Annotated in this window: 19 protein-coding genes and 1 pseudogene; 13 read left to right on the top strand and 7 right to left on the bottom strand. The window is 59.4% G+C overall.

Annotated elements, in window-relative coordinates:
• Nucleotides 1-203 precede the first annotated feature (203 nt).
• The gene (locus EJA70_RS01230; RefSeq protein WP_158829077.1) at nt 204-596 is read right to left on the bottom strand and encodes a GFA family protein; all 393 of its coding nucleotides are present in this window, start codon (nt 594-596) and stop codon (nt 204-206) included.
• A gap of 397 nt (nt 597-993) precedes the next feature.
• Here EJA70_RS01230 and EJA70_RS30985 point away from each other — a divergent pair.
• From EJA70_RS30985 to EJA70_RS01215, 3 genes and pseudogenes are all read left to right on the top strand, one after another.
• Nucleotides 994-1,352: pseudogene (locus EJA70_RS30985) on the top strand (DUF6124 family protein); the annotation flags it as partial.
• A gap of 157 nt (nt 1,353-1,509) precedes the next feature.
• Nucleotides 1,510-1,866 (top strand): DUF6124 family protein, encoded by a 357-nt coding sequence (locus EJA70_RS01220; RefSeq protein ID WP_158829073.1) that lies wholly within the window; start codon nt 1,510-1,512, stop codon nt 1,864-1,866.
• A 97-nt stretch (nt 1,867-1,963) separates the two neighbouring features.
• Nucleotides 1,964-2,632, top strand: coding sequence for a bifunctional 2-polyprenyl-6-hydroxyphenol methylase/3-demethylubiquinol 3-O-methyltransferase UbiG (locus EJA70_RS01215; RefSeq protein ID WP_158829071.1), 669 nt, complete (start codon nt 1,964-1,966; stop codon nt 2,630-2,632).
• 164 nt (nt 2,633-2,796) lie between these two features.
• Here the strand turns inward: EJA70_RS01215 and EJA70_RS01210 are convergent, their stop codons facing one another.
• Complete coding sequence (locus EJA70_RS01210; protein WP_158829069.1) at nt 2,797-3,048, bottom strand: transmembrane sensor/regulator PpyR; 252 nt, start codon at nt 3,046-3,048, stop codon at nt 2,797-2,799.
• Nucleotides 3,049-3,336: 288 nt separating this feature from the next.
• On the opposite strand from EJA70_RS01210, the gene EJA70_RS01205 reads away from it, so the two are divergent.
• The 3 genes from EJA70_RS01205 (at nt 3,337) to EJA70_RS01195 (ending at nt 7,348) form a co-directional block, all read left to right on the top strand.
• On the top strand, nt 3,337-3,861 hold the full coding sequence (locus EJA70_RS01205; protein WP_008086700.1) for a sigma-70 family RNA polymerase sigma factor: 525 nt from the start codon (nt 3,337-3,339) through the stop codon (nt 3,859-3,861).
• Nucleotides 3,854-4,831 carry a FecR domain-containing protein gene (locus tag EJA70_RS01200; RefSeq protein ID WP_256677598.1) on the top strand — a complete coding sequence of 326 codons (978 nt, stop codon included), beginning with the start codon at nt 3,854-3,856 and terminating at the stop codon, nt 4,829-4,831. The genes EJA70_RS01205 and EJA70_RS01200 overlap by 8 nt, the downstream gene beginning before the upstream one ends.
• 90 nt (nt 4,832-4,921) lie before the next feature.
• Complete coding sequence (locus EJA70_RS01195; RefSeq protein ID WP_158829067.1) at nt 4,922-7,348, top strand: TonB-dependent siderophore receptor; 2,427 nt, start codon at nt 4,922-4,924, stop codon at nt 7,346-7,348.
• A gap of 13 nt (nt 7,349-7,361) precedes the next feature.
• Here EJA70_RS01195 and EJA70_RS01190 read toward each other — a convergent pair whose 3' ends face one another.
• Nucleotides 7,362-8,699: a hypothetical protein gene (locus tag EJA70_RS01190; protein ID WP_158829065.1), complete on the bottom strand. Its 1,338-nt coding sequence runs from the start codon at nt 8,697-8,699 to the stop codon at nt 7,362-7,364.
• Between the two features lie 148 nt (nt 8,700-8,847).
• On the opposite strand from EJA70_RS01190, the gene EJA70_RS01185 reads away from it, so the two are divergent.
• From EJA70_RS01185 to EJA70_RS01175, 3 genes are all read left to right on the top strand, one after another.
• Nucleotides 8,848-9,351, top strand: a complete 504-nt coding sequence (locus EJA70_RS01185) for a VOC family protein (RefSeq protein WP_008086693.1) — start codon at nt 8,848-8,850, stop codon at nt 9,349-9,351.
• Nucleotides 9,352-9,386: 35 nt separating this feature from the next.
• Nucleotides 9,387-10,220: an AraC family transcriptional regulator gene (locus EJA70_RS01180; RefSeq protein ID WP_158829063.1), complete on the top strand. Its 834-nt coding sequence runs from the start codon at nt 9,387-9,389 to the stop codon at nt 10,218-10,220.
• A gap of 263 nt (nt 10,221-10,483) precedes the next feature.
• The gene (locus EJA70_RS01175) at nt 10,484-14,170 is read left to right on the top strand and encodes a hypothetical protein (protein ID WP_158829061.1); all 3,687 of its coding nucleotides are present in this window, start codon (nt 10,484-10,486) and stop codon (nt 14,168-14,170) included.
• Nucleotides 14,171-14,245: 75 nt separating this feature from the next.
• On the opposite strand, the gene EJA70_RS01170 is transcribed toward EJA70_RS01175, so the two are convergent.
• The 3 genes from EJA70_RS01170 to EJA70_RS01160 all read right to left on the bottom strand — a co-directional run bounded on the left by EJA70_RS01170 (nt 14,246) and on the right by EJA70_RS01160 (nt 18,053).
• Nucleotides 14,246-14,833 (bottom strand): LysE family translocator, encoded by a 588-nt coding sequence (locus EJA70_RS01170; RefSeq protein WP_158829059.1) that lies wholly within the window; start codon nt 14,831-14,833, stop codon nt 14,246-14,248.
• Nucleotides 14,834-15,204: 371 nt separating this feature from the next.
• A complete protein-coding gene (locus EJA70_RS01165; protein WP_158829057.1) occupies nt 15,205-17,442 on the bottom strand; it encodes an ATP-binding protein in 2,238 nt (745 codons plus the stop codon).
• Nucleotides 17,439-18,053 (bottom strand): biliverdin-producing heme oxygenase, encoded by a 615-nt coding sequence (locus EJA70_RS01160; protein ID WP_008076772.1) that lies wholly within the window; start codon nt 18,051-18,053, stop codon nt 17,439-17,441. Before EJA70_RS01160 ends, EJA70_RS01165 begins: the two co-directional genes overlap by 4 nt.
• 288 nt (nt 18,054-18,341) lie before the next feature.
• Between EJA70_RS01160 and EJA70_RS01155 the strand changes: the two genes are divergently transcribed.
• Nucleotides 18,342-18,962: a LysE family translocator gene (locus tag EJA70_RS01155; RefSeq protein WP_158829055.1), complete on the top strand. Its 621-nt coding sequence runs from the start codon at nt 18,342-18,344 to the stop codon at nt 18,960-18,962.
• Here the strand turns inward: EJA70_RS01155 and EJA70_RS01150 are convergent.
• Nucleotides 18,959-19,372: a VOC family protein gene (locus EJA70_RS01150; protein WP_158829053.1), complete on the bottom strand. Its 414-nt coding sequence runs from the start codon at nt 19,370-19,372 to the stop codon at nt 18,959-18,961. The genes EJA70_RS01155 and EJA70_RS01150 overlap by 4 nt on opposite strands.
• A gap of 184 nt (nt 19,373-19,556) precedes the next feature.
• Between EJA70_RS01150 and EJA70_RS01145 the strand changes: the two genes are divergently transcribed.
• Genes EJA70_RS01145 through EJA70_RS01135 form a run of 3 tightly spaced genes read left to right on the top strand, consistent with a single transcriptional unit; the run spans nt 19,557 to nt 22,089 of the window.
• Nucleotides 19,557-20,639 (top strand): bifunctional transcriptional activator/DNA repair enzyme AdaA, encoded by a 1,083-nt coding sequence (locus EJA70_RS01145; protein WP_158829051.1) that lies wholly within the window; start codon nt 19,557-19,559, stop codon nt 20,637-20,639.
• A gap of 33 nt (nt 20,640-20,672) precedes the next feature.
• Nucleotides 20,673-21,470 carry an isocitrate lyase/phosphoenolpyruvate mutase family protein gene (locus tag EJA70_RS01140; RefSeq protein WP_158829049.1) on the top strand — a complete coding sequence of 266 codons (798 nt, stop codon included), beginning with the start codon at nt 20,673-20,675 and terminating at the stop codon, nt 21,468-21,470.
• 1 nt (nt 21,471) lies between these two features.
• A complete protein-coding gene (locus EJA70_RS01135; protein WP_158829047.1) occupies nt 21,472-22,089 on the top strand; it encodes a DNA-3-methyladenine glycosylase in 618 nt (205 codons plus the stop codon).
• Nucleotides 22,090-22,281: the final 192 nt, after the last annotated feature.

Genomic DNA, 22,281 nt, shown 5'->3' with positions numbered 1-22,281 from the left:
TGTTGCCTGACCTACCGCTATCGCTGGCAAGCCAGCTCCCACAGTGTTTTGTGCCAACCCGCAATTCTGTGATCCACACCAATCCCTTGTAGCAGCCAGCCTGCTGGCGATGGCGACGGGTCAGCCAAAGAAGGTGTTGGCAGAACTAGCGCATTCGCTAGCAGGCTAGCTGTGATCCCACAAAGGTCGGCTGAGGGTTGCAATTATTCTTCGGTGCGCCCCGTGCTTTTGCGATCACGTTCGTAGTGGTGAGCCAGTGGAAGCGCCGGCAGCCACGCTTCGCGGCGAATCGTCCAGAGTTCGTAAGTGGGTTTGAACTGATCCGGTTCATCCAGCGATCCAACGTTGACTTCAACTTCGTCTGCCGAACGCGTGAATACGGGTGAACCACAGCGTGGGCAGAAAAATCGTCCGTTGTAGTCGCGGGTTTTGCCAGTGACCGTTAGTGCTCCTTCAGGGAATATGGCCGAGGTGTGGAACAGCGCGCCATGGCGTTTGCGGCAGTCGAGGCAGTGGCAGATACCGACGCGGTAAGGATGGCTGGAGAGTTCGAAACGGACGTTGCCACACAGACAGCCGCCGGTGACTGGTTTCATGGTGCACCTCCTTTTTCCTATGTTTAGCGTAAATAAACACAACTTTGCACGCACGTTTAAATTACACAAACCGTTACGCCACAAGCCCTACATCGCCTTGCGCCATTACCTACGCGTACGCCAGAATCCGCCGGGATACACGCTTTGGTGCGGGCTATATCGTTTCCCTGTCACTGCAAAACAGTGATCGGGTTTGGTAGCCCGTCTTAAATTGTGGTTATTGCGACACCTTCATACGATGTTTTTAAGGCATCGCTTTGTATGGTGGGCATGCGTGGGGCTCATTCGTGAGCGCCGGGTTTCCCGATTTGACCGGTCTACCAACCTGCGCATGGCCGCCACCCGCCGTTTGGTAGCGAGGGTGATGGCTCCTGCTGTTCAAATTGGAGTTCCATCAATGTTCAAACCAACACCAAACCCACCGGACATCGATCCGATCCCGTACGACCCAACTCTCGAACCTCAAAAATAAAAGAGGCGACTGACCGCGCCATCAACTTCTATCTAAAACCCGGCTCACTGAAGCTCACAATCCCCTCCCGCAAGACCAGCAAGATCTTCCTCATCGACCCCGCCGTGGACGAAGAAACTCTGCTCGTAGAGGCCTGCGAATCGTTAGCCGCTGCCAGTGACATGGCCCGCGATATCGGCGATGTCGTCGACAACACACAACGCCGGGCCATGCTGATGCTGCATCAGGTGATCATGCTGAGTGAACTTATGGTCAATCGAGTCCTGGACAGCCGCCGCTTGCCGCACCAGCAAACCCGCCGCAGTCCTCCTGTAGGAGCTGCCGCAGGCTGCGATCCTTTGATCTGTTTTTTAACAATCAAAGGCAAGATCAAAAGATCGCAGCCTGCGGCAGCTCCTACCGGGTGGCATTTTTTCGCAGTGCCTCGAGGAGTTTCAGTTGATGTCCGAAACCAACAAACCGTTGGGCACAGACCCGGTATCGCCCTACGAATCATTCAATTCCAGAAAACTCCACGAAGCCGCCGAACGCGCGCTCGACCATTACCTGGCACCGGCGCAGATCATGGCCACGCCCTACAGCCCCAGCAGCATGTTCATGGTGAACCCACAAACCGATACCGAATCATTACTGGCGAATGCGTGCGAGTCTTTGGCCTCGGCAACGGTCATGCTTGGCGATTTTGCGGGATCGCTGGACGGCCCCAATCGCAATACGCTGCTGGGCATTGCCCAAGTGGTGATGCTGGGGGAACTGGCGGTGAATCAGGCGTTGGATAACGTCGGCTTGAAGGATTAACCGCTGTTGTTCGCCGTCGCCTGCAGCGCGGATTTGAATTCAGCGAACGCGCACGGTGGCGTCCATACTGTGGGTTTTCAATAGTACGGACACCGCCATGCCCTCCCCCGAATCCAGCCTTCTACAGAGCTGGCACGACAACGCCGATGCCTGGATCGAAGTGATCCGCAGCGGCGGCATCGAAAGCCGTCAACAGGTGACCAATCAGGCGATTCTGCTGGCGATCATGGGCCGCCAGCCGGAGCATGTGCTTGATCTGGGTTGCGGCGAAGGCTGGTTGTTGCGGGCGCTGGCGGACCTGGGCATTGCTGCGGTGGGCGTGGACGGTGATGCGACGCTGGTTGAAGCGGCGCGTCTGGGCGGATCTTCGACGGTGCATGTCGCCGACTACGATGCGCTGGTCGAAGCCAAGGTTGATATCGGTTGTGACTTCGATTTGATCTGCGCGAATTTCTCGCTGCTGCATCAGGACATTATTCCTCTGCTGGCCGCGATGAATGTGCTGCTGGTTCCCGGTGGTGCGTTGGTGATTCAGACATTGCATCCGTGGGCGGCAGCGGCAGGCGATTATCAGGATGGTTGGCGCGAAGAATCATTCGCCGGGTTCAAAGGCCAGTGGCAGCCGATGCCGTGGTATTTCCGCACGTTGTCGAGCTGGTTCAATGCGCTGGACATGGCCGGCTTCCGCCTGACCAGCCTGCAGGAACCCCAACACCCACAAAGCCCGGTGCCGCAGGCGCTACTGATCGTCGCTGAGCGACGCTGACTTTCAAAAACACCCCCAATCATTGTGGGAGCTGGCTTGCCAGCGATGGCGTCGGGTCAGGCAACATTGATCTTGAAGGAAACGGCCTCATCGCTGGCAAGCCAGCTCCCACAGTGATTTCAGTTGTCATCGGGATTTGTGGGCACCCCATAAACCTGTGGGAGTCAGGCAGCTTGCGGGATCAGTCGTGGCCCGCGCAGGCGGTATTGCGCCAGCAGGCGCATGACGTAGCCGATCTTGATCAGGGTCGGGCCGAGGATGGTCAGCGCATGCATCGCCACCAGCAGGGCAATCGGCATGGGGCCGTTGTAGAGGTAGGCGCCGTAGATGCCGGCCAGCAGCATGATCAGGCCGGCAGCGAGGACTTTGCTCGACAGGTGCAGAACATGCAGCGGGCTTTCGAAGAAGGTGAGCATGGCGGCGTACTCCTGATCCGTTCGGTGGGTACGTTATGTATTTCAAGTCTCGTGCCAGTTTTTTAGCCCAATAGAATCAAGCACCTGAGCCGAAAAGAGTCAATTTGACACGGGCAGCCCAACGTCAATTTGACTCCAGCAAGAGTCATTACGACTACATCCGCAAAAAAACCACAACCCCACTGCCTAAAAGCAAACCAATATCATTTGCACACCATCCAGCCTTTTGCTTTAATCGCGACCCATTCCTATTTAGACCGATCACGGTCGTTCTGGACGCTTGCTCTGATGACGGTCGCCGACACCTCACTTGTGCAGAATCTCTACCTCAGCCATCACCGCTGGCTGCACGAGCTGTTGCGTCGACGCCTGAGCAACGCGATGGATGCCGCCGACCTCGCCCACGACACCTTCATCCGCGTGCTCAAGCGCCCGCAAACCTTCAATGGCGAAGTCCACGAGCGCTCGCATCTGGCGACCATCGCCCGCGGTTTGTGCGTCGATCACTGGCGCCGTCGGCAACTGGAACAGACCTGGCTCGACACCCTCGCCAGCCGTCCGCCAGCCTTGCAACCCTCGCCCGAACAGCAAGCGATCATCGTTGAAACCCTGCACGAAGTAGACGCCATGCTCCAGCGCTTGCCGCCGCGAGTCAGCGAGGCATTTATCCTCGCGCAACTGCATGGCATGCCTTACAAACTGATTGCCGACCAGATTGGCGTCAGCGAGCGGATGATCAAGAAGTATCTGGCGCAGGCGATGATGCACTGCGCGATCCTCGAAGCCGAACTCGACGGTCTGCTCATTGAATAATCCGCTGAACACGCTCAGCCATGCCTCCCTCGAACAGGCGGCGAACTGGTACGTGCAATTGCATGACGAACAGGTCGCCGAGCCTGAGCGTCTTCGCTGGCAGGCCTGGCTCGCACAAAGCCCGGAGCATCAGGCAGCCTGGCGTTATGTCGAACGCGTTGGCCAGCGCTTTGCGCCGTTGCAGAGCGAAAACGAGGCCAGCAGCCACGCCCTGCGCAGCAACGCACGCCACGCGATCAGCCGCCGCCAGTCACTCAAAGGCTTGCTGGTTATTGCCGCGACTGGCCTGGCGGGCTGGGCTGTCGGGCGCAATACGCCGCTGATGGATTCGGTCGATCGCTTGACGGCCGACCTCTCGACGGGCACCGGCGAAACCCGCGAAGCCACATTGAGCGATGGCAGCCGGGTCTGGCTCAACGCGTTGAGCGCACTGAATATTCGTTTCGACGCCCATCAGCGACTGCTGCAATTACGCGCCGGCGAAGTGTTGATCGACACGGCCAAAGATCTTGGTCGAGCCTTTTGGGTGGAGACCGAACATGGTCGATTGCGCGCGCTGGGGACGCGTTTCAGCGTGCAGCAGAACGAGCGCAACACCGTGCTCAATGTCTACGAAGGCGCGGTCGAAGTCCACAACCGCCAAGGTGAAACCGAGGTGGTCCAGAGCGGTCAGCAAATGGCTTTCAGCACGGGCCGATTGAACACCGCGACAGCCGCTGATCCCTCCCGCGAAGCCTGGCACCGAGGCCTGTTGCTGGCCGACAACACGCCGCTGGGCGAACTGATCGACGCGCTCAGCCGTTATCGACCGGGGCATCTGCATTGCGATCCGGCCGTGGCGGCGCTGCCGGTGATGGGTTCGTTCCCGCTCACGGACACCGATCAAGCCTTGCGCCTGCTGGAAGCGGCGCTGCCGATCCGTGTCGACAAGACGTTCAACTGGTGGGTCAGCGTCGGGCCGAAAGCCTGAGGCCTTTTTTCACCGCGTGGTTCCCTTTTGGCTTTTTCATTCGGTTAACCCTCAGCAACCCTCACTTCGTTGATCGCCCCCGGGAACTCCATGTTGCGCTTCACCCTCGCCCGCACTCGTTTCGCCCTGGCTTTGGCGTCTGCCGTGCCGGGGCTGTGCGCGTCGAGTGCGTGGGCAGAGGCGCAGAAGCAGCATTATTCAGTCGCGGCCGGCTCACTGGTTTCAGCGCTTAACCGCTTCGCACAACAGAGCGGCGTGTTCATCGCCGGCCACAACGACCTCGCCGCCGACAAGCGCAGCCCGGGCCTGAACGGCGACTACACCGAGCAACAAGCGCTGCAAATTCTTCTCAAGGACAGCGGCCTGCAAGCCCAGCAACAACGCGGCGGCGGTTATGTCTTGCGCAGCGCAGCCACTGCAGATCCGCTGCAACTGGACGCCACCACCATCAGTGGCAAAACCCTCGGCGCCATCAGCGAAGACACCCACGCCTACACCACCGGCCAGACCTCTTCCGCCACCGGCCTGGCACTGTCCCTGCGCGAAACCCCGCAATCGATCAGCGTGATCACTCGCCAGCAACTTGACGATCAAGGCGCCACCGGCATCGCCGACGTGCTGCGCCGCGCGCCGGGCATCAGTGTGCAGAACTACGACAGTGAGCGTTGGGAGTTTTCCAGCCGTGGCGCGCCGATCACCAATTTCCAGTACGACGGGGTCAATACCGACTACGACGGCGTCTACGATTACGGCACCACCAGCACCGACATGGCGACCTTCGACCGGGTCGAAATCATCAAGGGTGCCACTGGCCTGATGACCGGTTCAGGCGACCCCTCCGCCACGGTCAACCTGATCCGTAAACGTCCAACCCCAGCGTTCAAGGCATCCCTGAGCGGCAGCGTCGGCTCGTGGGACAACTACCGCAGCGAGGCCGACGTCTCCGGCCCCTTAACCACCAATGGCAACCTGCGCGCCCGCTTCGTTGGCGTCCATCAGCAACGCAGCGCCCACGCCGATCATTACCAGAACAGCAAGGACATCGCCTACGCCATCGTCGAAGCCGACCTGACCCCGGACACCCTGCTGACCCTTGGTTTCGATCAGCAGAACACTCGCTCACGCGGCGCCAGCTGGACCGGTTTCCCGATGTTCTACAGTGACGGTACACGGACGAATTTCTCGCGCTCGTTCAACCCGGCCACCGACTGGAGCCGCAGGGATTTCAGCAACCAGACGCTGTTCGCCGCCCTCACCCGACAACTGCAAAACGACTGGACGCTGAAGCTCAGCTACGACCGCAAACACCGCGAGCACGACACCCTGCTCGGCTCCGCCAGCGGCGGCAATCCGGACCCGCTGACCGGCGACGGCATGTTCCTGTACATGGGCAAATTCAAGGGCGACGAGGTGCAGGATAATGTCGATCTCAACCTCGGCGGGCCGTTCAGCCTGTTCGGTCGCGAGCATCAGTTGATCGTCGGTTTCATGTCGATGAACACCCGCCAGGACAACCCGGTGTACGGCTCGGTTTATCCGGCGCTGGGCGCCAGCATTTTCGCCTGGCACGGCGCGTTCGCCAAACCCGACATCCCGCAGATCGGCACCGACGCCATCAGCCAACGCCAGACCGGCGCGTACGTTTCGACGCGCTTTAAGGCCAGCGACGATCTGGCGCTGATTCTCGGCGCACGTGTCAGTGATTTCAGCGCCAGCGACCACCTCGACTATCGCGACCCGAACACCGCCAATGTCCGCGACGGCTATCGCCAGACCGGCGTGGTCACACCCTACGCCGGCGCGGTCTACGACCTCGACGACACGTACTCGCTGTACACCAGCTACACACGCATTTATCAGCCGCAACTGAGCAAGGACGCCTCACGCCAGGTGCTCGACCCGGTGCAAGGCGACAGCTATGAAGCGGGGATAAAAGCCGAATACTTCGAGGGCCGGCTCAACGCCAGTTTTGCCGTGTTCCGCATCGAGCAGGACAACGTCGCCGAGCAGGTCAGCGGCTTCGACAATCAGGCGGTGTATCGCGCCGTGCAGGGTGCAACGACCAAAGGTTTCGAGTTCGAAGTGGCCGGCGAAATCGCTGAGGGCTGGAACCTCTCCGCCGGCTATGCCTACAACCACACCCGCGATGCCAAGGGCGACCCGGTGTATGCCTCAATCCTGCAAACCACCGCGCCGGAGCAGTTGGTGCGACTGTTCAGCAGCTATCGCCTGCCCGGCGCCTGGCAGAATCTGACCCTGGGCGGCGGCGTCAGTTGGCAGAGTGAGTTCTTCGGCAACGTGTTCCAGCCCACAGCAGGCCAGAACGTACGCATCACTCAGGACAGTTATTACCTGGTCGATGCCATGGCACGCTACCGCTTCAACGACCACCTGAGCACCACGCTCAATGTCAAAAACCTCTTCGACAAGACCTACTACACCGGGCTCGGCAATTTCGGCACCGGGTTCTATGGCGAACCGCGCAGCCTGCAACTGACTGCGCGCTGGGATTTCTGAGGTTGCCGCCGATTTACGGTTGCTTCAGGTAAGTGCCGCGAAAATCGCCGTATTCACCGAAAGCTTCCACACGGACAACACCATCGAGCAAACGCACGCGATAGAGCGGCTCGGCGACTTCCTTTTGGCCAATGATCAGGTTGCCCGCTTGCAAAGGCCATTGTTCAACCACTTGATTGGCGGGTTTGCCTGGCTGCGTGACCGCCATTTGCACGGAGGCGATCTCGCTGCCCTGCGCATCTTTGCTGATTTTCAACGTCAACCACGCGGAGCGCCCATCGTCGGTCACCATCACGTAGCGCCCTTCGCGCTGGCTGGCCGCAACAGCGGCGAATTTTTGCGGCGCAACATGAAACGCTGTCGGCCGCGCTTGAATAACATACGACTTGGTGCCGCTGTGCCACATCCCGCCCTGAAAACCTTGTTCATCGGGCTCACCGTCAATGAACCAGTTACCCGTGATCGCGCCCTCGTCACTGATTTCATGCAAGGCAATGCCGCCATCGTCGTAAGGTTCGCCGACCAAGCGAATGGGCACGCCGCTGCCGCTGACATAGCGCACTTCGCCGACATAAACGCCGCCCTGCAACTGCCACCACAATTGGAAAGCGATCTTCTCGTCCAGCTTCCCCCGCAACATCACCGGCGCCTCTGCAATCGGCCCTTCGAGACGACGTTGCTCGACCCACTGACCGCCCTTCAAATCCCGTTGGGTGATTTCGGTGTAGCCCTTAGGCATAAACGGACTGCCTTCGGAAGGCGCCTGCGCCACCTCGATGGTCTCCGCTACACGCACCGGTAGCTTGTCCTGAATCTCCCAACTCGCCTGCTGCCGCCAGCAGCAGCCGCTTTTCGAACGCGTAATCAGACGTTTGCCTGCACTGTCGACCTCAAACATGCCCAGGTTCGGCTCGCGGGTCAGCGCAGAGAATGCCTTGTTCGCAATCAACACCGGATTTGCCGCATCGAACAGGTAGATATCGTAGGAAGCGGCAGCGTAGCCACCGTCATTGCCGTTGCGCACGGCCACATCCTGCTGACCATCGAAATTGAAGTCGCCAAACACCAACAGCTGCTGGTTGTCGCAGCGCAGGCTTGGCCCTGTGCCGTCAGTCTTCAGCAGCTCGGCAGCGTCGGCAGTTTCGAGGGTTTGCAGCACCGCACCGCTGGTTTTATCGCGCAGGACGATGTGTGCCGCCACCGGATCGAAGCTTGCTACCGGTGGTTGCTCGACACGCACGTCGATGAGGTATTTCTGTGCCGGGTCCTGCAGTTGGCAGCTCAACGGCGCAGCGCTGGCCGAGGCCGTGGCGAACAGGCAGGCGAAAAACAGTGAACGTGGGGCAACCATGATGCGAAGCGTCCTTGCGGCAAAATCGGGGCGGCAAGTCTATCGACAATCGAAGGGCCGCGCACTTGTCGATCTACGGCGCTGCCAGTCGACCAAGGACTGTCTACGCTGATAGTCCAGCGTGTCTAACCTGCCGAGGATGACTGCCATGCAACGCTTTCAAAAACTCACGCCCTGCCTGTGGTTCGACGATCAGGCCGAAGCGGCGGCGAAGTTCTACTGCTCGATCTTCGATCACGCGAAAATCACCGGCCTGACCCACTACAGCAAGGTCGGTCAGGAATTTCACGGCAAGCCGGAAGGTGCGGTGATGACCGTCAGTTTCGAGCTGGATGGCCAGACTTTCACCGGGCTCAACGGTGGGCCGATGTTCAAGTTCAGCGAGGCGATCTCGTTTCAGGTCAATTGCCAGAATCAGGAAGAAGTCGACCACTTCTGGGGCAACCTGTCCGAGGGTGGCCCGGTCGAAGCCCAGCAATGCGGCTGGCTCAAGGACAAGTTCGGTGTGTCGTGGCAGATCGTACCGGTGGCGTTCATGCAGATGATGCTGGATGCCGACACCAGCAAGTCGCAACGGGCAATGCAGGCCATGTTCAAAATGAAAAAACTCGACATCGCCGAACTGGAACGGGCCTTTGCCGGCCAGAGCTAATACACTCGGGCACTGGCCTGCCGGGAATAATCACAATGAAACACGCTGCCGCCAAAAACCCTGAAAAAGCCCCGCGCTTCTGGCGCGACGACGCCCTGCCCTTCATCGAAGCGCGGGCCATCGCCGATGGCCGCGAAGTCTGTTACGCCCGGCATTCCCACGCGCACTTCTCGATCGGTGCGATCACCGCCGGGCGCAGTACTTACGTGCATGAGCAGGCGCAATTCGAGGTGGCGGCGGGCACGGTGGTGTTGATGAATCCCGGCGATGTACACGCCTGCAACCCCATCGATGATCAGCCGTGGTCGTACGTGATGTTGTATGTCGAGACGCCGTGGCTGACGGATTTGCAACATCAGTTGGGCTTTGCCGAGGATGTGGAATTCCGACGGTTCTCGGCCACGCATCTGCACGATGCCGAGCTGTTTCGCGACTTGATCGCGCTTTACCAAGTGCTGGTCGACGAGCAGCAGGATGTGCTGCGTAAGCAGAGCACGGCGGTGGAGTTTTTCAGCGATCTGCAACTGCGCCTGAATCCTGCCGGGCAAGCGTTGCGCGAGCCGAACTTCAAGCTGGAACGCGCCGCGGATTTCATCCGCGAACATTGCACCGACCTGCTCAGCCTCGATGACATCTGCGCGGCAGCGCAGCTGTCACCGTCGTACCTGATCCGCGCCTTCAAACAGCATTACGGCATGACCCCGCATGCGTTTCTGGTCAATCAGCGCATCCAGTTCGCCCGCGAACGCTTGCGCAACGGGCAACTGATTGCCGATGTGGCGCTGGAGGCCGGGTTTGCCGATCAGGCGCACTTTCAGCGCGCGTTCAAACAGCATCTGGCCGCCACTCCGGGACAATATCGGGGTTAGCCTCCCTGACGCTACAAACTGCAATAAATTTAAAGTGTTTAATACCAGTCGCATCAATAACCCAACCACCCTTGCTCGCCCACACTTACTTCCAACGCGTGCGCACAATAGAAACAATTACACTCAACAAGTGCCGTGACAGCCAGCACTTCAATTAATACCCTGCCTGCGCAAACATGCTAATAGCGCTAACTTTCCTCGGCAGATATCACGCCACACGCGCGTCATCACTGCCACACCAATCAGAAGATGGAGCTTCATTGATGCAGCAGCCTTTCGCTTATATTTCGACGATTGAAGATAAACTTCAAAAACAATCTGTCAGCAAAGCCCTGTCTAACTTACTGGAAGATAACACTGTAAGAAATACAATCGAATGGGAACGGGATCGTTTGTCGGTAATCCGCACCCCCGGTTCAAGCTTCGATCTTTTGCACCGACCCGCTGCGCTGCTTCTGATCAACATTATCAAACACCCGGCGTTTCTCGAGATTCGCAAAGCCCAATCCATACCGCTGAATGTCGTCTTTCAGGTCGATGAGCAGGCACGTATTTTCTACACCCACGAGAATGTCCGGGCGCAGTCCGGCGTAGCGGATCCACAGAGCTGGAACGCTACCGGATTTTTTACTCGAACCGAGATCGCTCACGCGCAAGTGAGCGCTGCAGGCTTCAGCGAGGATCTGAGGCTGCTGGCGATCAGCGCCAAATCGACAGGTGGATGGGTCAGTTCGGGGCAGTCGATCACCGTAGATCAATGGTTACGGTTCAACAAGTTTCCACTTCCGGTTTCGGAAGAAGGCAGCAAGGAACTGATCGACTTACTGAAATTTTCCACCTTGCCAGAGCCTCCCCGCTATGCCAACTACTGGCAGTTGTTCGAATCCCGAGAAACGTCGCCCTTTCAACTAAGTAAAGAAACCCGAGCGATCATCCGCCAAGTAAACGAACGGGCGACCGCAAATGAAATATCCTTGATTGAGGCGTACGGCACTTCTCTTATCATTGAAAATGGTTCACCTGATGGATTACTGGACAGCCCGGGTTATCGGTTGCGACAGCTGATCGACGATATTCTCAGGACGACTGAACAGGCCCAGGAATATATCGACGCCCTTGGCTGGTTTAAAGAAGCGACCGACGCGCCACCGACGCCCGAATTTGTCGAACAGCTGATATTTGCCGCGATCCTGCTTGATCTGGATGCCGAGGCAGACATCACCGCCACCGCGTTCGCAGGCTACGATCTTTATTCATCGCGCCATATGCTCAATCCTCCGGGTACGGTACGCCGCGAACTGGAGGAACACTTGATCAGCCAACGCGGGCTGAACAAGGTGATTGCACCGCTGGTGGCAGAACTGGTGCTGGGCGGGATGGCCCCGGAATACCTGGTAAACGATGCCCCGGCACAACTGAAAATCGCCACCCCTGGCTGGGTAGTCCTCAGCCAGGCGGTGCACTTTGCCGAAGCCATTTCGCCCGGTGTTTCGCGATCCATGACCTATGAGAACCTGCTGGGTTTTGCGCAGTTTTCTAAGCTGACACCGGAACTTCAGGCCGCTCATGATCAGATCGCGGTAGACCCGATAATAACTTGGGCCTTGATGAACAAACTTGCCACGCGCGAAGCGGATGGCAGCCTGAGCGAAATCACAGTTCTGCAAGCTTCTGCTGAATACCGGCGCTACGTTGACCAGATAATGCAGGCCTCCATTCAGCTTCGCGAAAAACTGCCGCACCGCAAACCGCTGGCACTTGAGGAAATGCGCAAGGAGGTGCCCGACTGCGACCCTGACGAGCTGTTGGTGAAACATCGGGGTACAGGGGGTGGTAATGGCAGAAAAGTGTCTGTCGTCGACCTCTATATGGGGGATGAGCTGAACAGCGAAGACTGGGATCGAATCAAAGGCACCAGTATTTATCAATCCTTCCCGAACCTGTTGAGTCTGTATCCCGCCAACGATTTATACGAAGAAGCCATCAGTCGTTACGCCCAGCAGATGCAAGCGGCGATGGAGTGCAATATCAACGTGGCGTTTTCTCAACTCCGCCCTCGGGACCGTGGTTTCATTGAAAACGCCCATTTGGCCATTTATTGCGTTCAGCAGTTTACCCGACCGCACTACCCGACGTTGCCGACTCCCGGTGGAATTACCCCCGTGCGCCCTGCTGTTGCCGGTGATACCGGACGATTCGGCATTATCATTTGTGCGGTGATCCATGCGGAGGTTCGCTGCTATGAATTGTTCCCGCTCAAGTCGCAATGCCGTTTGAACGAAAAACTGACGAGCGTATTCACCGCCCTTGTCAAACCCGATGGGTTGGACAACGCGACAGACTTCACCAGCCAGGAACAATTTGACAATCTACCGATAGATATCACGGCCTACCTCAGCAATAGTGAACCTCGGACTACGCAATCCAAGGCATTCATACGCAAGATTGGGGAGTTCAAGGAGTCCTGGGAAGACACTGACGGTAGAAGTACACCGAACCGCTTCTTCCGTTCCAGCCGCAAAGAAGCCATCAGCGAACTGATTGCAAAGGAAATACCTGCATTCACGGCAGCCGAACTCTGGCAAATGGGTCTTGACCAGACTCAGCGAGAAAAAGCCATTGCAACGACCGAGACCATTTTCAAGACCCTGATCAACGTGATTATTCCGTTCAAGGAATGCATCGAAGAACTGTCCTCCGGTGACAGTTCCAGGCAGATCAAAGCCATCAATGGTTGTGTGATGGATGTGGTCGGTGTCGCGGCCGTTGTGGCCGCTGTGCCTTTGAAAATCGCCGGAACGGCGCTCAAGGCTACGGCCACCGCCGCCAGGCTGCTTTCCGGCTCCAAGGTGATCGCCGTGACTATTGTGAACCTGTTCAATCCACTGGATGGTTTGCCGAAATTGTTGCAGGGCGGTGGCAAGCTGATTGGGCGCAGCCTGAAAAGACTCGGTACACATGCGTCGGCGATCCCGCATGCCGCGCGCGAGCAACTGCGCCTTTTAACGGGCGCCAACCGTTACGACTTGATCAAGGCGATCGACCACACCGACTCTGCCTCACGGATTCGCATGTCTCTGGATACCGTGGCCCACGCTCGCGCACTGTTCAAGGACGACACTATCGAGACCATTCAGCATGTTGTCACGCGCTTGAGTGACAAGAGCACTACCTTGCACAAAGGGACGAGTTCGATTGAACTCGACCATTTGTTCAACAATGCCGTGCGAGAGGCATCGCTGCATTATCCGTCGGTTACAAAACTGCAATCACTGATCGGCACAGATGCGGTGGAGAATCTGTTGCACTCTTACATGCAGGTTAGAAACTATCGACATGGCAATACATTCAATACCGCGAAGAATTACGCCGAAACCCTCGACGTTGTTGCTGAGCTGGAAATAAAAAAAGCCGCCTACATGACCGGCTACCAGCAGAACGTACTGAAAACGAATCTAGACAAAGCCCCCTACACGGATGTCATGCCCGAAGCCGCCTTCAATTTACAGGGCCACACTGAGCATTCCAAAAGAGCCGCCGCATGGATGCTCAATGGCTCTTCCTCGAAAGGAAACGACTTCGACAACATCCTCGCGGTGTTGCGCGAATACACGGGCAACAATAAGTCGCTGACAGATCCGGCCGTCATCACCGAGGTACACCGGCGCCTGGTTCCCTCTGCCAGTGGGGTGATTCGCAACGCCGGAGCGCCAACCCAGTATGGCAGCAGCGTCACCGGTTTCGCGCTGCTTGAACAGCACCTGAAAACACTCGACACCACCCACCAACACTTTGACAAACACCTGCTCGCTGCGATTGTAGGTTTTCAGGGATTTGGCGACGGTAACGGCCGTACAGCGAGTGCGATGTACGCAATCAGCCAACTGCGTAACAACAGTTTCACGCCTATGACGCCGGCAGCATTCCGCGTGTTGAACGGCATATTCTGAGGTTGATCACTTAAGGTGATAAAAGCGATTTGTGCCGTCAGAGGTCGCGGCACGAATCGCGCAAGCAACGGCTTTCTAGGCCGCTAACAAGTACACAGCACACACCACCAACAACAGCGCCATGCTCCGGTTAAACCAGCGCATCCCCGCCGCATGGCTCAAATAGCCGCGCAAGAATGTACCGGCATACGCCCAGCAGCCCACCGACACATAGCAAATCACCAGGTACACCGCGGCAAACTGCCAGACCAGCCGCGCCTCGCCATCCGCCACGAACGCGCCCATTCCTGCCACGCAGGCAAGCCAGGCCTTGGGGTTGAGCCACTGCATCACTGCGCCATACAGCATCGACGGCGCACGCGCGGCATCCTTTGCGTTCAACTGCCCGTCGTCGCTGGCGAGTTTCCAGGCCATGAACAGCAGAAACACCACCCCGGCCAGTTGCACTACTCGCGTCATGAACGGCCACAGTTGCAGAACCTCGTGCAGGCCCAGGCCCATCAACACCAGCAACAACACAAACCCCAATGTTGCCCCGGCGACATGCCGTTGGCTGGCGCGGAAGCCGAACTGCGCCCCCGAACTCAACGCCACGATATTCACCGGCCCCGGCGTGATCGACGCCGCCAACGCAAACGCCGCCATCGAAACAATCAGACTCATCGCACACCTGCTTCAAATCGAGGAACAAGGTGCTCACGGTATCGAGCGCCCAATCCCCGGTATTGAAGAAAATGCCCCTGTGATCTGATCGTTCCCACGCTCTGCGTGGGAATGTAGCCCGGGACGCTCCGCGTCCCTTCCAGAGCCGAACGCAGAGCGTCCGTTGAGGCATTCCCACGCGGAGCGTGGGAACGATCAAAAGAAAATGCCCCTGTGATCCTGATCGTTCCCACGCTCTGCGTGGGAATGTAGCCCGGAACGCTCCGCGTCCCTTCCAGAGCCGAACGCAGAGCGTACGTTGAGGCATTCCCACGCGGAGCGGGGGAACGATCACATCAACAGATCGCAGCCTGCGGCAGCTCCTACAGGGGTTAGTCGAGGCGTGGCACGGTGAAGCGGAATTCGCTGCCCTGCCCCGGCTCACTCTCGGCGACGATCCGGCCGCCGTGGGCTTCGACGATGCCTTGGGTGATGTACAAACCTAAGCCGGTGCCGTTGGGATTGCCTTCCTTTACCGTCCAGTAACGGTCGAACACGTGCGGCAGGTGCTCTAGGGGGATGCCTTCGCCGCTGTCACGCACGGTGAAAACGATTTCATCGCCGACTGATTTGGCATGCACGCCAACGGTGCCCAGGCGCGGGGTGAACTTGATCGCGTTGCCGACCAGATTCGACAGCACCTGAAACAGCCGCTCCGGATCGGCGTGAATGCGCAAATCGGGATCAGCGGCAAAGGAAATGCTGATGTCCTTGTCCAGCGCCAGCGGTGCGAGCAGCGCCTGCGCTTCCTCGAACATCTGCCCGACGTCGAGTTTCTGCGGGGTGATGGAGTAGCGCCCGGCGTCAATCTTCGAGGTGTCGAGCAAGTCTTCGAGCAGCGTGTTCATGCGCCCGGCCGCCTGCTGCATGGTGTCGATTGCGGTGGAGATGCGGCGCGAGGTGTGTGGGCCGTCGGAGCTGAACGCCTTCTGCATCATGCCGCAGAGCATCGAGATCACTGTCATCGGGTTGCGCAGGTCGTGGGAGACCACCGCCACCAGTTCATCGCGGGCGCGCACGGCTTCCTGTTCGCGGCGCACCTGGCGCGCCAGATCGTTTTCCAGCGCCGAGCGACGCAGATCGTTGGCGGCAAACAGGTCGCCATGGCTCCACTTGGTGGAGATCCCGGCCATCTCGACTTTCCAGATTTCAAACGAGGTGCGCGGACGCAGGCGCAAACCGGCGTCGGAGTTTTCCAGGTCCAGTGGCTTGCGCGGATCACCGCTCCAGTTGATGTTCTCTTTGACCTCGGGACGGAACCACAGCACGCCGTTGTCGACCGGTTTCGGCAGGCTCATGGCAAGCACGCCGCTGGCCACTTGCTGATACTCCGCAGCCGGCGGATACACACTGGCCAGATTATGGCTGGCGAACACCGGCTCGCCGCTGTCCTGCAGCCATTTGTGCAGGGCGCGGATCTGCGCAGGCTCCGGGCAATTGCCGTAACGGTGCAATTGATTGTCTTCAATGATCGCGATACCGCCGGCATTGTTCAGCGCCATGAGCACTTGCGGCTGGTTGGCCAGGCCATCGAAAACGTTTTGTGGCGAATCGATCATCGCCTGATTGAGCAAGGCCAGCGCCTCGACTTTTGCTTCACGCTGACGGCTGATCTCCAGCGCTTCCATCGCGCTGATCTGCAGCGACAGCACCTGGCCGATGGTCTGGCACGCCGCGCGCAGTTCATGCGGCACATGCAGCGGCTGACGGTTGCCGCAACTGATCAGGCCCCAGAGTTTGTCGCCCTTGAGCAGCGAGATACTCATCGACGACAGCACGCCCATGTTTTTCATGTACTGGCAATGGATCGGCGACACGCTGCGCAGGGTGGCAAAACTCAAATCCAGCGGCGTGTCGGTGTCCGGGCGCAGCTTCGGCAGCAACGGCACCGGTTGGTAATCGGCATTGGGGATGATCCGCAGCCAATTGGTCCGATACAACTCGCGGGCCTGCTCGGGAATGTCCGAGGCCGGGAAGAACAGACCGTTGAACACTTCCATCGACGGGTCGGACGCTTCGGCGATCACCTGGCCGTGCCCTTCCTCTTCAAAGCGGTAAATCAGTACCCGGTCGTAACCGGTCATGGCCTGGATTTCCTTGACGCTGATGTCGTACAGCGCCTGCAACGACGTGGCCGCGTGCAGACGCTGGAGCATGCGCCCCAGATGGGTCTGGTTGCCGGCGACATTGCGTGGCTGGAAGTTTTCGACGTGGATTTCCAGTTCCAGAATCAGCACGCCCTGATGCCGGTGCAACAAGCCATCGAACGCCGTGCCATTGAGGCGAAAGTGCAGCGGCGGCGTATCGGACAATGCCGGCTGCAGCAAGGCCTCGCGCACTTGCGCGGCCTCGGCGTCGCCGATCAGTTGCGCCAGTGGCTGGCCGATCAGGCCGAGCGGCTCACGGTCCAGCAGGGTTGCAACGTTGGCGCTGACCTGAACGATCTCCAGCGCAGGTTCGTTCAGGGTCAGCAGCAAACCGTGGGGCTGGATCGCGCCGGGGAAGCGAATCGGCTCGTCGGCACAGTTGGCCAGCAGTTCTTCAAAGGCTTGTTGGTCTTGCGGGGTCATGCCAGTACCTCCCGGCGTTCGAGCCAGCGCTCGAAACAGCTGAATGTGGTGTGTGCGGCCGCAACCACGGCCTTGCGCTCGTCCGCATCCATCGGTCGACGGCTCAGGTATTCAATGAAATCGCGCCAGCGGCGGCCAGTGGCGGCGCCATAGATATCGAGAAACGCCGCGCCATTGTCGGCTTCCAGGCCGAGTCGGCTGGCGATTTCCCGGCGCAGGATCTGCCCGCCCAGCGTCGCACCTTCGAGCACATACAGTATGCCGAGGCAGCAAGCCGCGGAATTGATCAGGGGCAAATCTTCACACTGTGGCAGACGTGCCAGCGCCTCGCTGCTCACGCCCAGGGCATGCAGGTCGGCGCGCAAGGTTGGCGCCTTGAGTCGTGGCGTCAGATCAAAATCAGTGGGAATTGCACCGCTGCTCAGCAGCGCGTGTTCCAGCGGTAGATAGAAGCCGTAATAAGCCTGCATCAACTGCACAAATGCTGGGGTATCGAGAGTATCGGAGAAAAATGGAAGGCGTTTTTCCAGTGCGATGTGCAGTTCGGCAGTGCCGGCCCGCAGATCTTGCAGCACCGGTGGCACATAAACTTCACGGGCCTTTGCTTGCATGTAGATCGCTCTTGGTGGGGCCGCCTGGGGCCGTGCGGGATGTTTGAAACAGGGAGCAGAAACAGGGGGCAAATGTTACACGGCAATCGCTGTTTCTGACCGTGCGGATAACTTTTTCTGACGAAACCATCGCCCTCTGACTGTTTCAGAGTTGCGCCGTCAGCAAAAAGTTCGACGGGGTTGCCCTGCACGGCCGGGCGCTGTACCGCGACAGCCGGGCCTGACTGTATGGGTCTGGCGGCGCGTGGGCTGTGATAAAAATGGCCTTCTCGTTTCTGGAGTGCCGTCATGGATCTCGCCACCCTCTCCCTGTTTCTCCCGGCCTGCTTTGCCCTGAACATGGCCCCCGGCCCGAATAACCTGCTGTCGGTGAGCAACGCTACCCGCTACGGTTTTCGCCGCGCCTGCACGGCGGGCATCGGGCGTATTCTGGCGTTTGCCGGGATGATCGCGCTGGCCGGCGCCGGTCTGTCGGTGGTGTTGCAGACGTCGGAATGGCTGTTCCATGCGATCAAGATCATTGGCGCGGCGTATCTGCTGTATCTGGCCTGGCAGTTGTGGCGGGCCAATCCGCAAGCCGAGCAGCACGTGACGGGCGCGACCGTTGGCTTCTTCGCCCTGGCGCGACAGGAATTTCTGGTCGCGGCCGGCAATCCGAAAGCGATTCTGCTGTTCACCGCTTTTCTGCCGCAGTTCGTCGATCCGGCCCACCCGGTGCCGGCACAATTCGCGGTACTGGGTGTGCTGTTCCTGCTGCTGGAATGGATCGCCATCAGCGCTTATGCGTGGATGGGCCTGCACATGCGCCGCTGGTTCGCCGAGCCGCGCGGCAAACGGATATTCAATCGTTGCTGCGCGGGGCTGCTGTCGGCGGCGGCTTCGGTCTTGTTGATGGCCAAACGCGCTTAAACCTCGGACGGCCCTTTGAGTTCGACCTGATTGCCGTCCGGGTCGAAGCAGTAGAGGGACAAACCCTTGCCCTCGGCGCCGAAGCGCGACTCGGCTTTGGCAACGCTCAGACCAAAAGACTGCAAATGTGCGCTCAGCAGCGCTTCATCGAAGGGCTCGATGCGCAGGCAGAAGTGATCGACGTTGCGCCGCTCGGCACCGGCCGCCCCGCCGCCCTTGCGGCCGAGTTCGCCTTGCAGGTCGACGAGATCGATCATCGAGCTGCCGGCGCGCAGATGGATCAACCCCAGCGGTTCGTTGCGCCTGACCACCTCGGCGCCGAACACCTGGCCGTAGAAGTCGATGCTGCGCTGCAGGTCTTGCACGCGCAGGACAATGTGATCAATACGCTGAATGGAAAACGGATGCATAAACCCGATACCTCACAATCTCTGTAGGAGCTGCCGCAGGCTGCGATCTTTTGACTTTGATTTATACAAACAAGATCAAAAGATCGCAGCCTTCGGCAGCTCCTACACGGTAGTTCAGGGGTAATGGAAATTCACTGTCGATTTTTCGGTGGAGCCATCGAGAATCTGCTTTTACAGTCATGCCATGAACATACAGACCGCTGTCCTGCCGCCCCACGCCGAGATGGTTCGCGCCATGCTCGAACGCGACACTGCCTATGAAGGCGTGTTCTTCACGGCCGTGAAAACCACCGGGATCTTCTGCCGCCCCAGTTGCACGGCGCGCAAACCGAAACCGGAGAACGTCGAGTTCTTCGCGCACGCCGATGAATGCCTGACCGCCGGTTATCGCGCCTGCCTGCGCTGCAAGCCACTGGACGCTGCGGCCATCGCCCCGGATTGGGTGCAGCGCCTGCTCAACGCTGTGGACGCCGACCCGGAGCTGCGCTGGAGCGATGCACAACTGCTCGCCGCAGGCATCGAGCCGCTGAAGCTGCGGCGTTGGTTCAAACAACATTTCGGCATGACCTTCCACGCCTGGCTACGTACCCGACGGTTGGGCATGGCACTGGGCGGGATCAAGCAAGGCACCTCGATTGATCATGCCGCGTTCGACTCGGGGTATGAGTCGCTCAGCGGTTTTCGTGACGCCTTTCAGAAGTCGTTCCACATCACACCTGGCCGCGTCGAACAGAGCGAGCCGCTGCTGTTCACCCGGCTGACCACGCCGCTGGGGCCGATGATCGCCATGGCCGAACGCCGTGGATTGGTGTTGCTGGAGTTTCTTGATCGGCCGGCGCTGACCGGCGAAGTTGAAGCATTGCAGAACCGCTATGGCTACGCGGTCGCGCCAGGGCATAACGCACACCTGCAGCAAATCGAAGAGGAACTGACGGCCTACTTCGCCGGCACGCTGAACGTATTCACGGTGCCGTTGCATTTGCCCGGCAGCGAATTTTCCCGGCAGGTCTGGGCAGCGCTGCTGCAAATCCCTTACGGTCACACCAGCACTTACGGCGCCATCGCGGCGGCGTTGGGCAAACCCGGCGCGAGTCGGGCGGTCGGGCTGGCCAACGGGCACAATCGGCTGTCGATTGTCGTGCCGTGTCATCGGGTGATTGGCGCGGACGGCGCGCTGACCGGCTATGGTGGAGGACAACCGCGCAAGGCATTCTTGCTGAGGCTGGAAAACGCCGCACTGCAGCTCACTCAACCATTGGCTTTCTGACGATTTTTGCCCCATCAACAACAAGGAATTTCGATGAGCACGCTCGACACTCGCTTTCACCAGTTGCACCAGCAAGGCCTGTTGATCCTGACCAACGTCGCCGACGCCACTGGCGCGCGACTGGTCGAACAGCTCGGTGGTCAGGCCGTCGCCACCAGCAGCGCGGCCGTGGCCTGGGCCCACGGTTACCCGGACGGCAACACGCTGCCCCTCGAACGGCTGGTGTCGACGGTGGAATCGATCGCCCGGGTCATCAGCGTGCCGCTGACCGTCGACGTCGAGGCCGGTTATTCCGATGACCTCGGGCGGGTCGCCGAAGTGCTCGATGCGGTCATTGCCGCGGGCGCGGTCGGCGTCAATATCGAAGACGGCGCGCAAACGCCGGAGCTGCTCGCGCGCAAGATCGAAGTGGCGCGGCAAGTCGCCGACAAACGCGCGGTCAAACTGTTCATCAACGCGCGCACCGATGTCTATCTGAAAAGCCTGGTGCCGGCTGAAGACCGCGTCGCCGAAACCCTGCGCCGTGCCGCGCTGTATCAGGCCGCCGGTGCCGATGGCTTGTTCGCCGCCGGGGTCACCTCGGGCTACGAAATCGAAGCGATCTGCAAAGGCACGACGCTGCCGGTCAACGTGCTGGGCTTCGCCTGCCTGCCCTCGCCCGCCGAACTGCAAGCCTTGGGTGTGCGCCGCCTGAGCGCCGGCTCCGGCATCGCCGAGTTCCTCTACGGCGCGATGGGCGGGCTGGTGAAAAGCTTCCTCGCCAGCGGCAAACTCGATACCCGTGACCTCAAGGCCTTCACCTACGGCGAAGTCAATGGCTTGCTGAAATAGCATGCCCGACGCCTATCAAGCGGCCAGCGCATACCTCGCCAGCCTCGATTCCGACTGGCAGCGGCACATTGCCGCTGTCGGCCCGTGCCTGCATCAACCGCACCCGGCGCGCGATCCGTACGAGTCGCTGGTGCGGGCGATTGCCTATCAGCAACTGCATGCCAAGGCCGGGGATGCGATTGTCGGGCGCCTCGTGGGGCTGTTTCCGTCGCGGTCATTTCCACGGCCGGAACAAATCCTCGCGACCGACTTTGAACGAATGCGCAGTTGCGGGTTTTCAGCAGGCAAGATTGCCACGATTCAAGGGATCGCCCAGGCGACGCTCGACGGCGTGGTGCCGGATTACGCCACGGCATTGGCGATGGACGATGAAGTGCTGATCGAGCGCTTGATCAGCCTGCGCGGGGTCGGCCGCTGGACGGTGGAGATGCTGCTGATTTACAGCCTGGAGCGCATGGATATCCTGCCGGCCGATGACTTTGGTGTGCGTGAGGGTTATCGGCGGCTGAAGGGGCTGGAGGTGCAGCCGACGCGCAAGCAGATGATCGAGATCGGGTTGAAGTGGAGCCCGTTCAGAACCGTCGCCGCCTGGTACCTTTGGCGCGTTGCCAAGGTGTAGACCGCGTTATCGTTCATCGCTGGCAAGCCAGCTCCCACAGGTTTTTTGCTACACCGAACCCTGTAGGAGTTCAGGGGTGGGTCAGATGGCATCGATTCACCTGTGCTGAAAACCCAAACATGTAGGAGCTGCCGCAGGCTGCGATCTTTTGATGTGGTTTTTGAACAGCAAGATCAAAAGATCGCAGCCTGC

Source organism: Pseudomonas sp. PB103 (assembly GCF_009764635.1).
In the GTDB taxonomy this organism is placed as follows: Bacteria; Pseudomonadota; Gammaproteobacteria; order Pseudomonadales; family Pseudomonadaceae; genus Aquipseudomonas.
The sequence above is the reverse complement of the archived record's forward strand: the minus strand, read 5'-3'. Positions and strand labels throughout refer to the sequence as shown.

Bases quoted from the DNA above. Each gene is read 5' to 3' on its own strand.
- EJA70_RS01230 (WP_158829077.1), bottom strand. From the start codon at position 596: ATGAAACCAGTCACCGGCGGCTGTCTGTGTGGCAACGTCCGTTTCGAA.
- EJA70_RS01220 (WP_158829073.1), top strand. From the start codon at position 1,510: ATGTCCGAAACCAACAAACCGTTGGGCACAGACCCGGTATCGCCCTAC.
- EJA70_RS01215 (WP_158829071.1), top strand. From the start codon at position 1,964: ATGCCCTCCCCCGAATCCAGCCTTCTACAGAGCTGGCACGACAACGCC.
- EJA70_RS01210 (WP_158829069.1), bottom strand. From the start codon at position 3,048: ATGCTCACCTTCTTCGAAAGCCCGCTGCATGTTCTGCACCTGTCGAGC.
- EJA70_RS01205 (WP_008086700.1), top strand. From the start codon at position 3,337: ATGACGGTCGCCGACACCTCACTTGTGCAGAATCTCTACCTCAGCCAT.
- EJA70_RS01195 (WP_158829067.1), top strand. From the start codon at position 4,922: ATGTTGCGCTTCACCCTCGCCCGCACTCGTTTCGCCCTGGCTTTGGCG.
- EJA70_RS01190 (WP_158829065.1), bottom strand. From the start codon at position 8,699: ATGGTTGCCCCACGTTCACTGTTTTTCGCCTGCCTGTTCGCCACGGCC.
- EJA70_RS01185 (WP_008086693.1), top strand. From the start codon at position 8,848: ATGCAACGCTTTCAAAAACTCACGCCCTGCCTGTGGTTCGACGATCAG.
- EJA70_RS01180 (WP_158829063.1), top strand. From the start codon at position 9,387: ATGAAACACGCTGCCGCCAAAAACCCTGAAAAAGCCCCGCGCTTCTGG.
- EJA70_RS01175 (WP_158829061.1), top strand. From the start codon at position 10,484: ATGCAGCAGCCTTTCGCTTATATTTCGACGATTGAAGATAAACTTCAA.
- EJA70_RS01170 (WP_158829059.1), bottom strand. From the start codon at position 14,833: ATGAGTCTGATTGTTTCGATGGCGGCGTTTGCGTTGGCGGCGTCGATC.
- EJA70_RS01165 (WP_158829057.1), bottom strand. From the start codon at position 17,442: ATGACCCCGCAAGACCAACAAGCCTTTGAAGAACTGCTGGCCAACTGT.
- EJA70_RS01160 (WP_008076772.1), bottom strand. From the start codon at position 18,053: ATGCAAGCAAAGGCCCGTGAAGTTTATGTGCCACCGGTGCTGCAAGAT.
- EJA70_RS01155 (WP_158829055.1), top strand. From the start codon at position 18,342: ATGGATCTCGCCACCCTCTCCCTGTTTCTCCCGGCCTGCTTTGCCCTG.
- EJA70_RS01150 (WP_158829053.1), bottom strand. From the start codon at position 19,372: ATGCATCCGTTTTCCATTCAGCGTATTGATCACATTGTCCTGCGCGTG.
- EJA70_RS01145 (WP_158829051.1), top strand. From the start codon at position 19,557: ATGAACATACAGACCGCTGTCCTGCCGCCCCACGCCGAGATGGTTCGC.
- EJA70_RS01140 (WP_158829049.1), top strand. From the start codon at position 20,673: ATGAGCACGCTCGACACTCGCTTTCACCAGTTGCACCAGCAAGGCCTG.
- EJA70_RS01135 (WP_158829047.1), top strand. From the start codon at position 21,472: ATGCCCGACGCCTATCAAGCGGCCAGCGCATACCTCGCCAGCCTCGAT.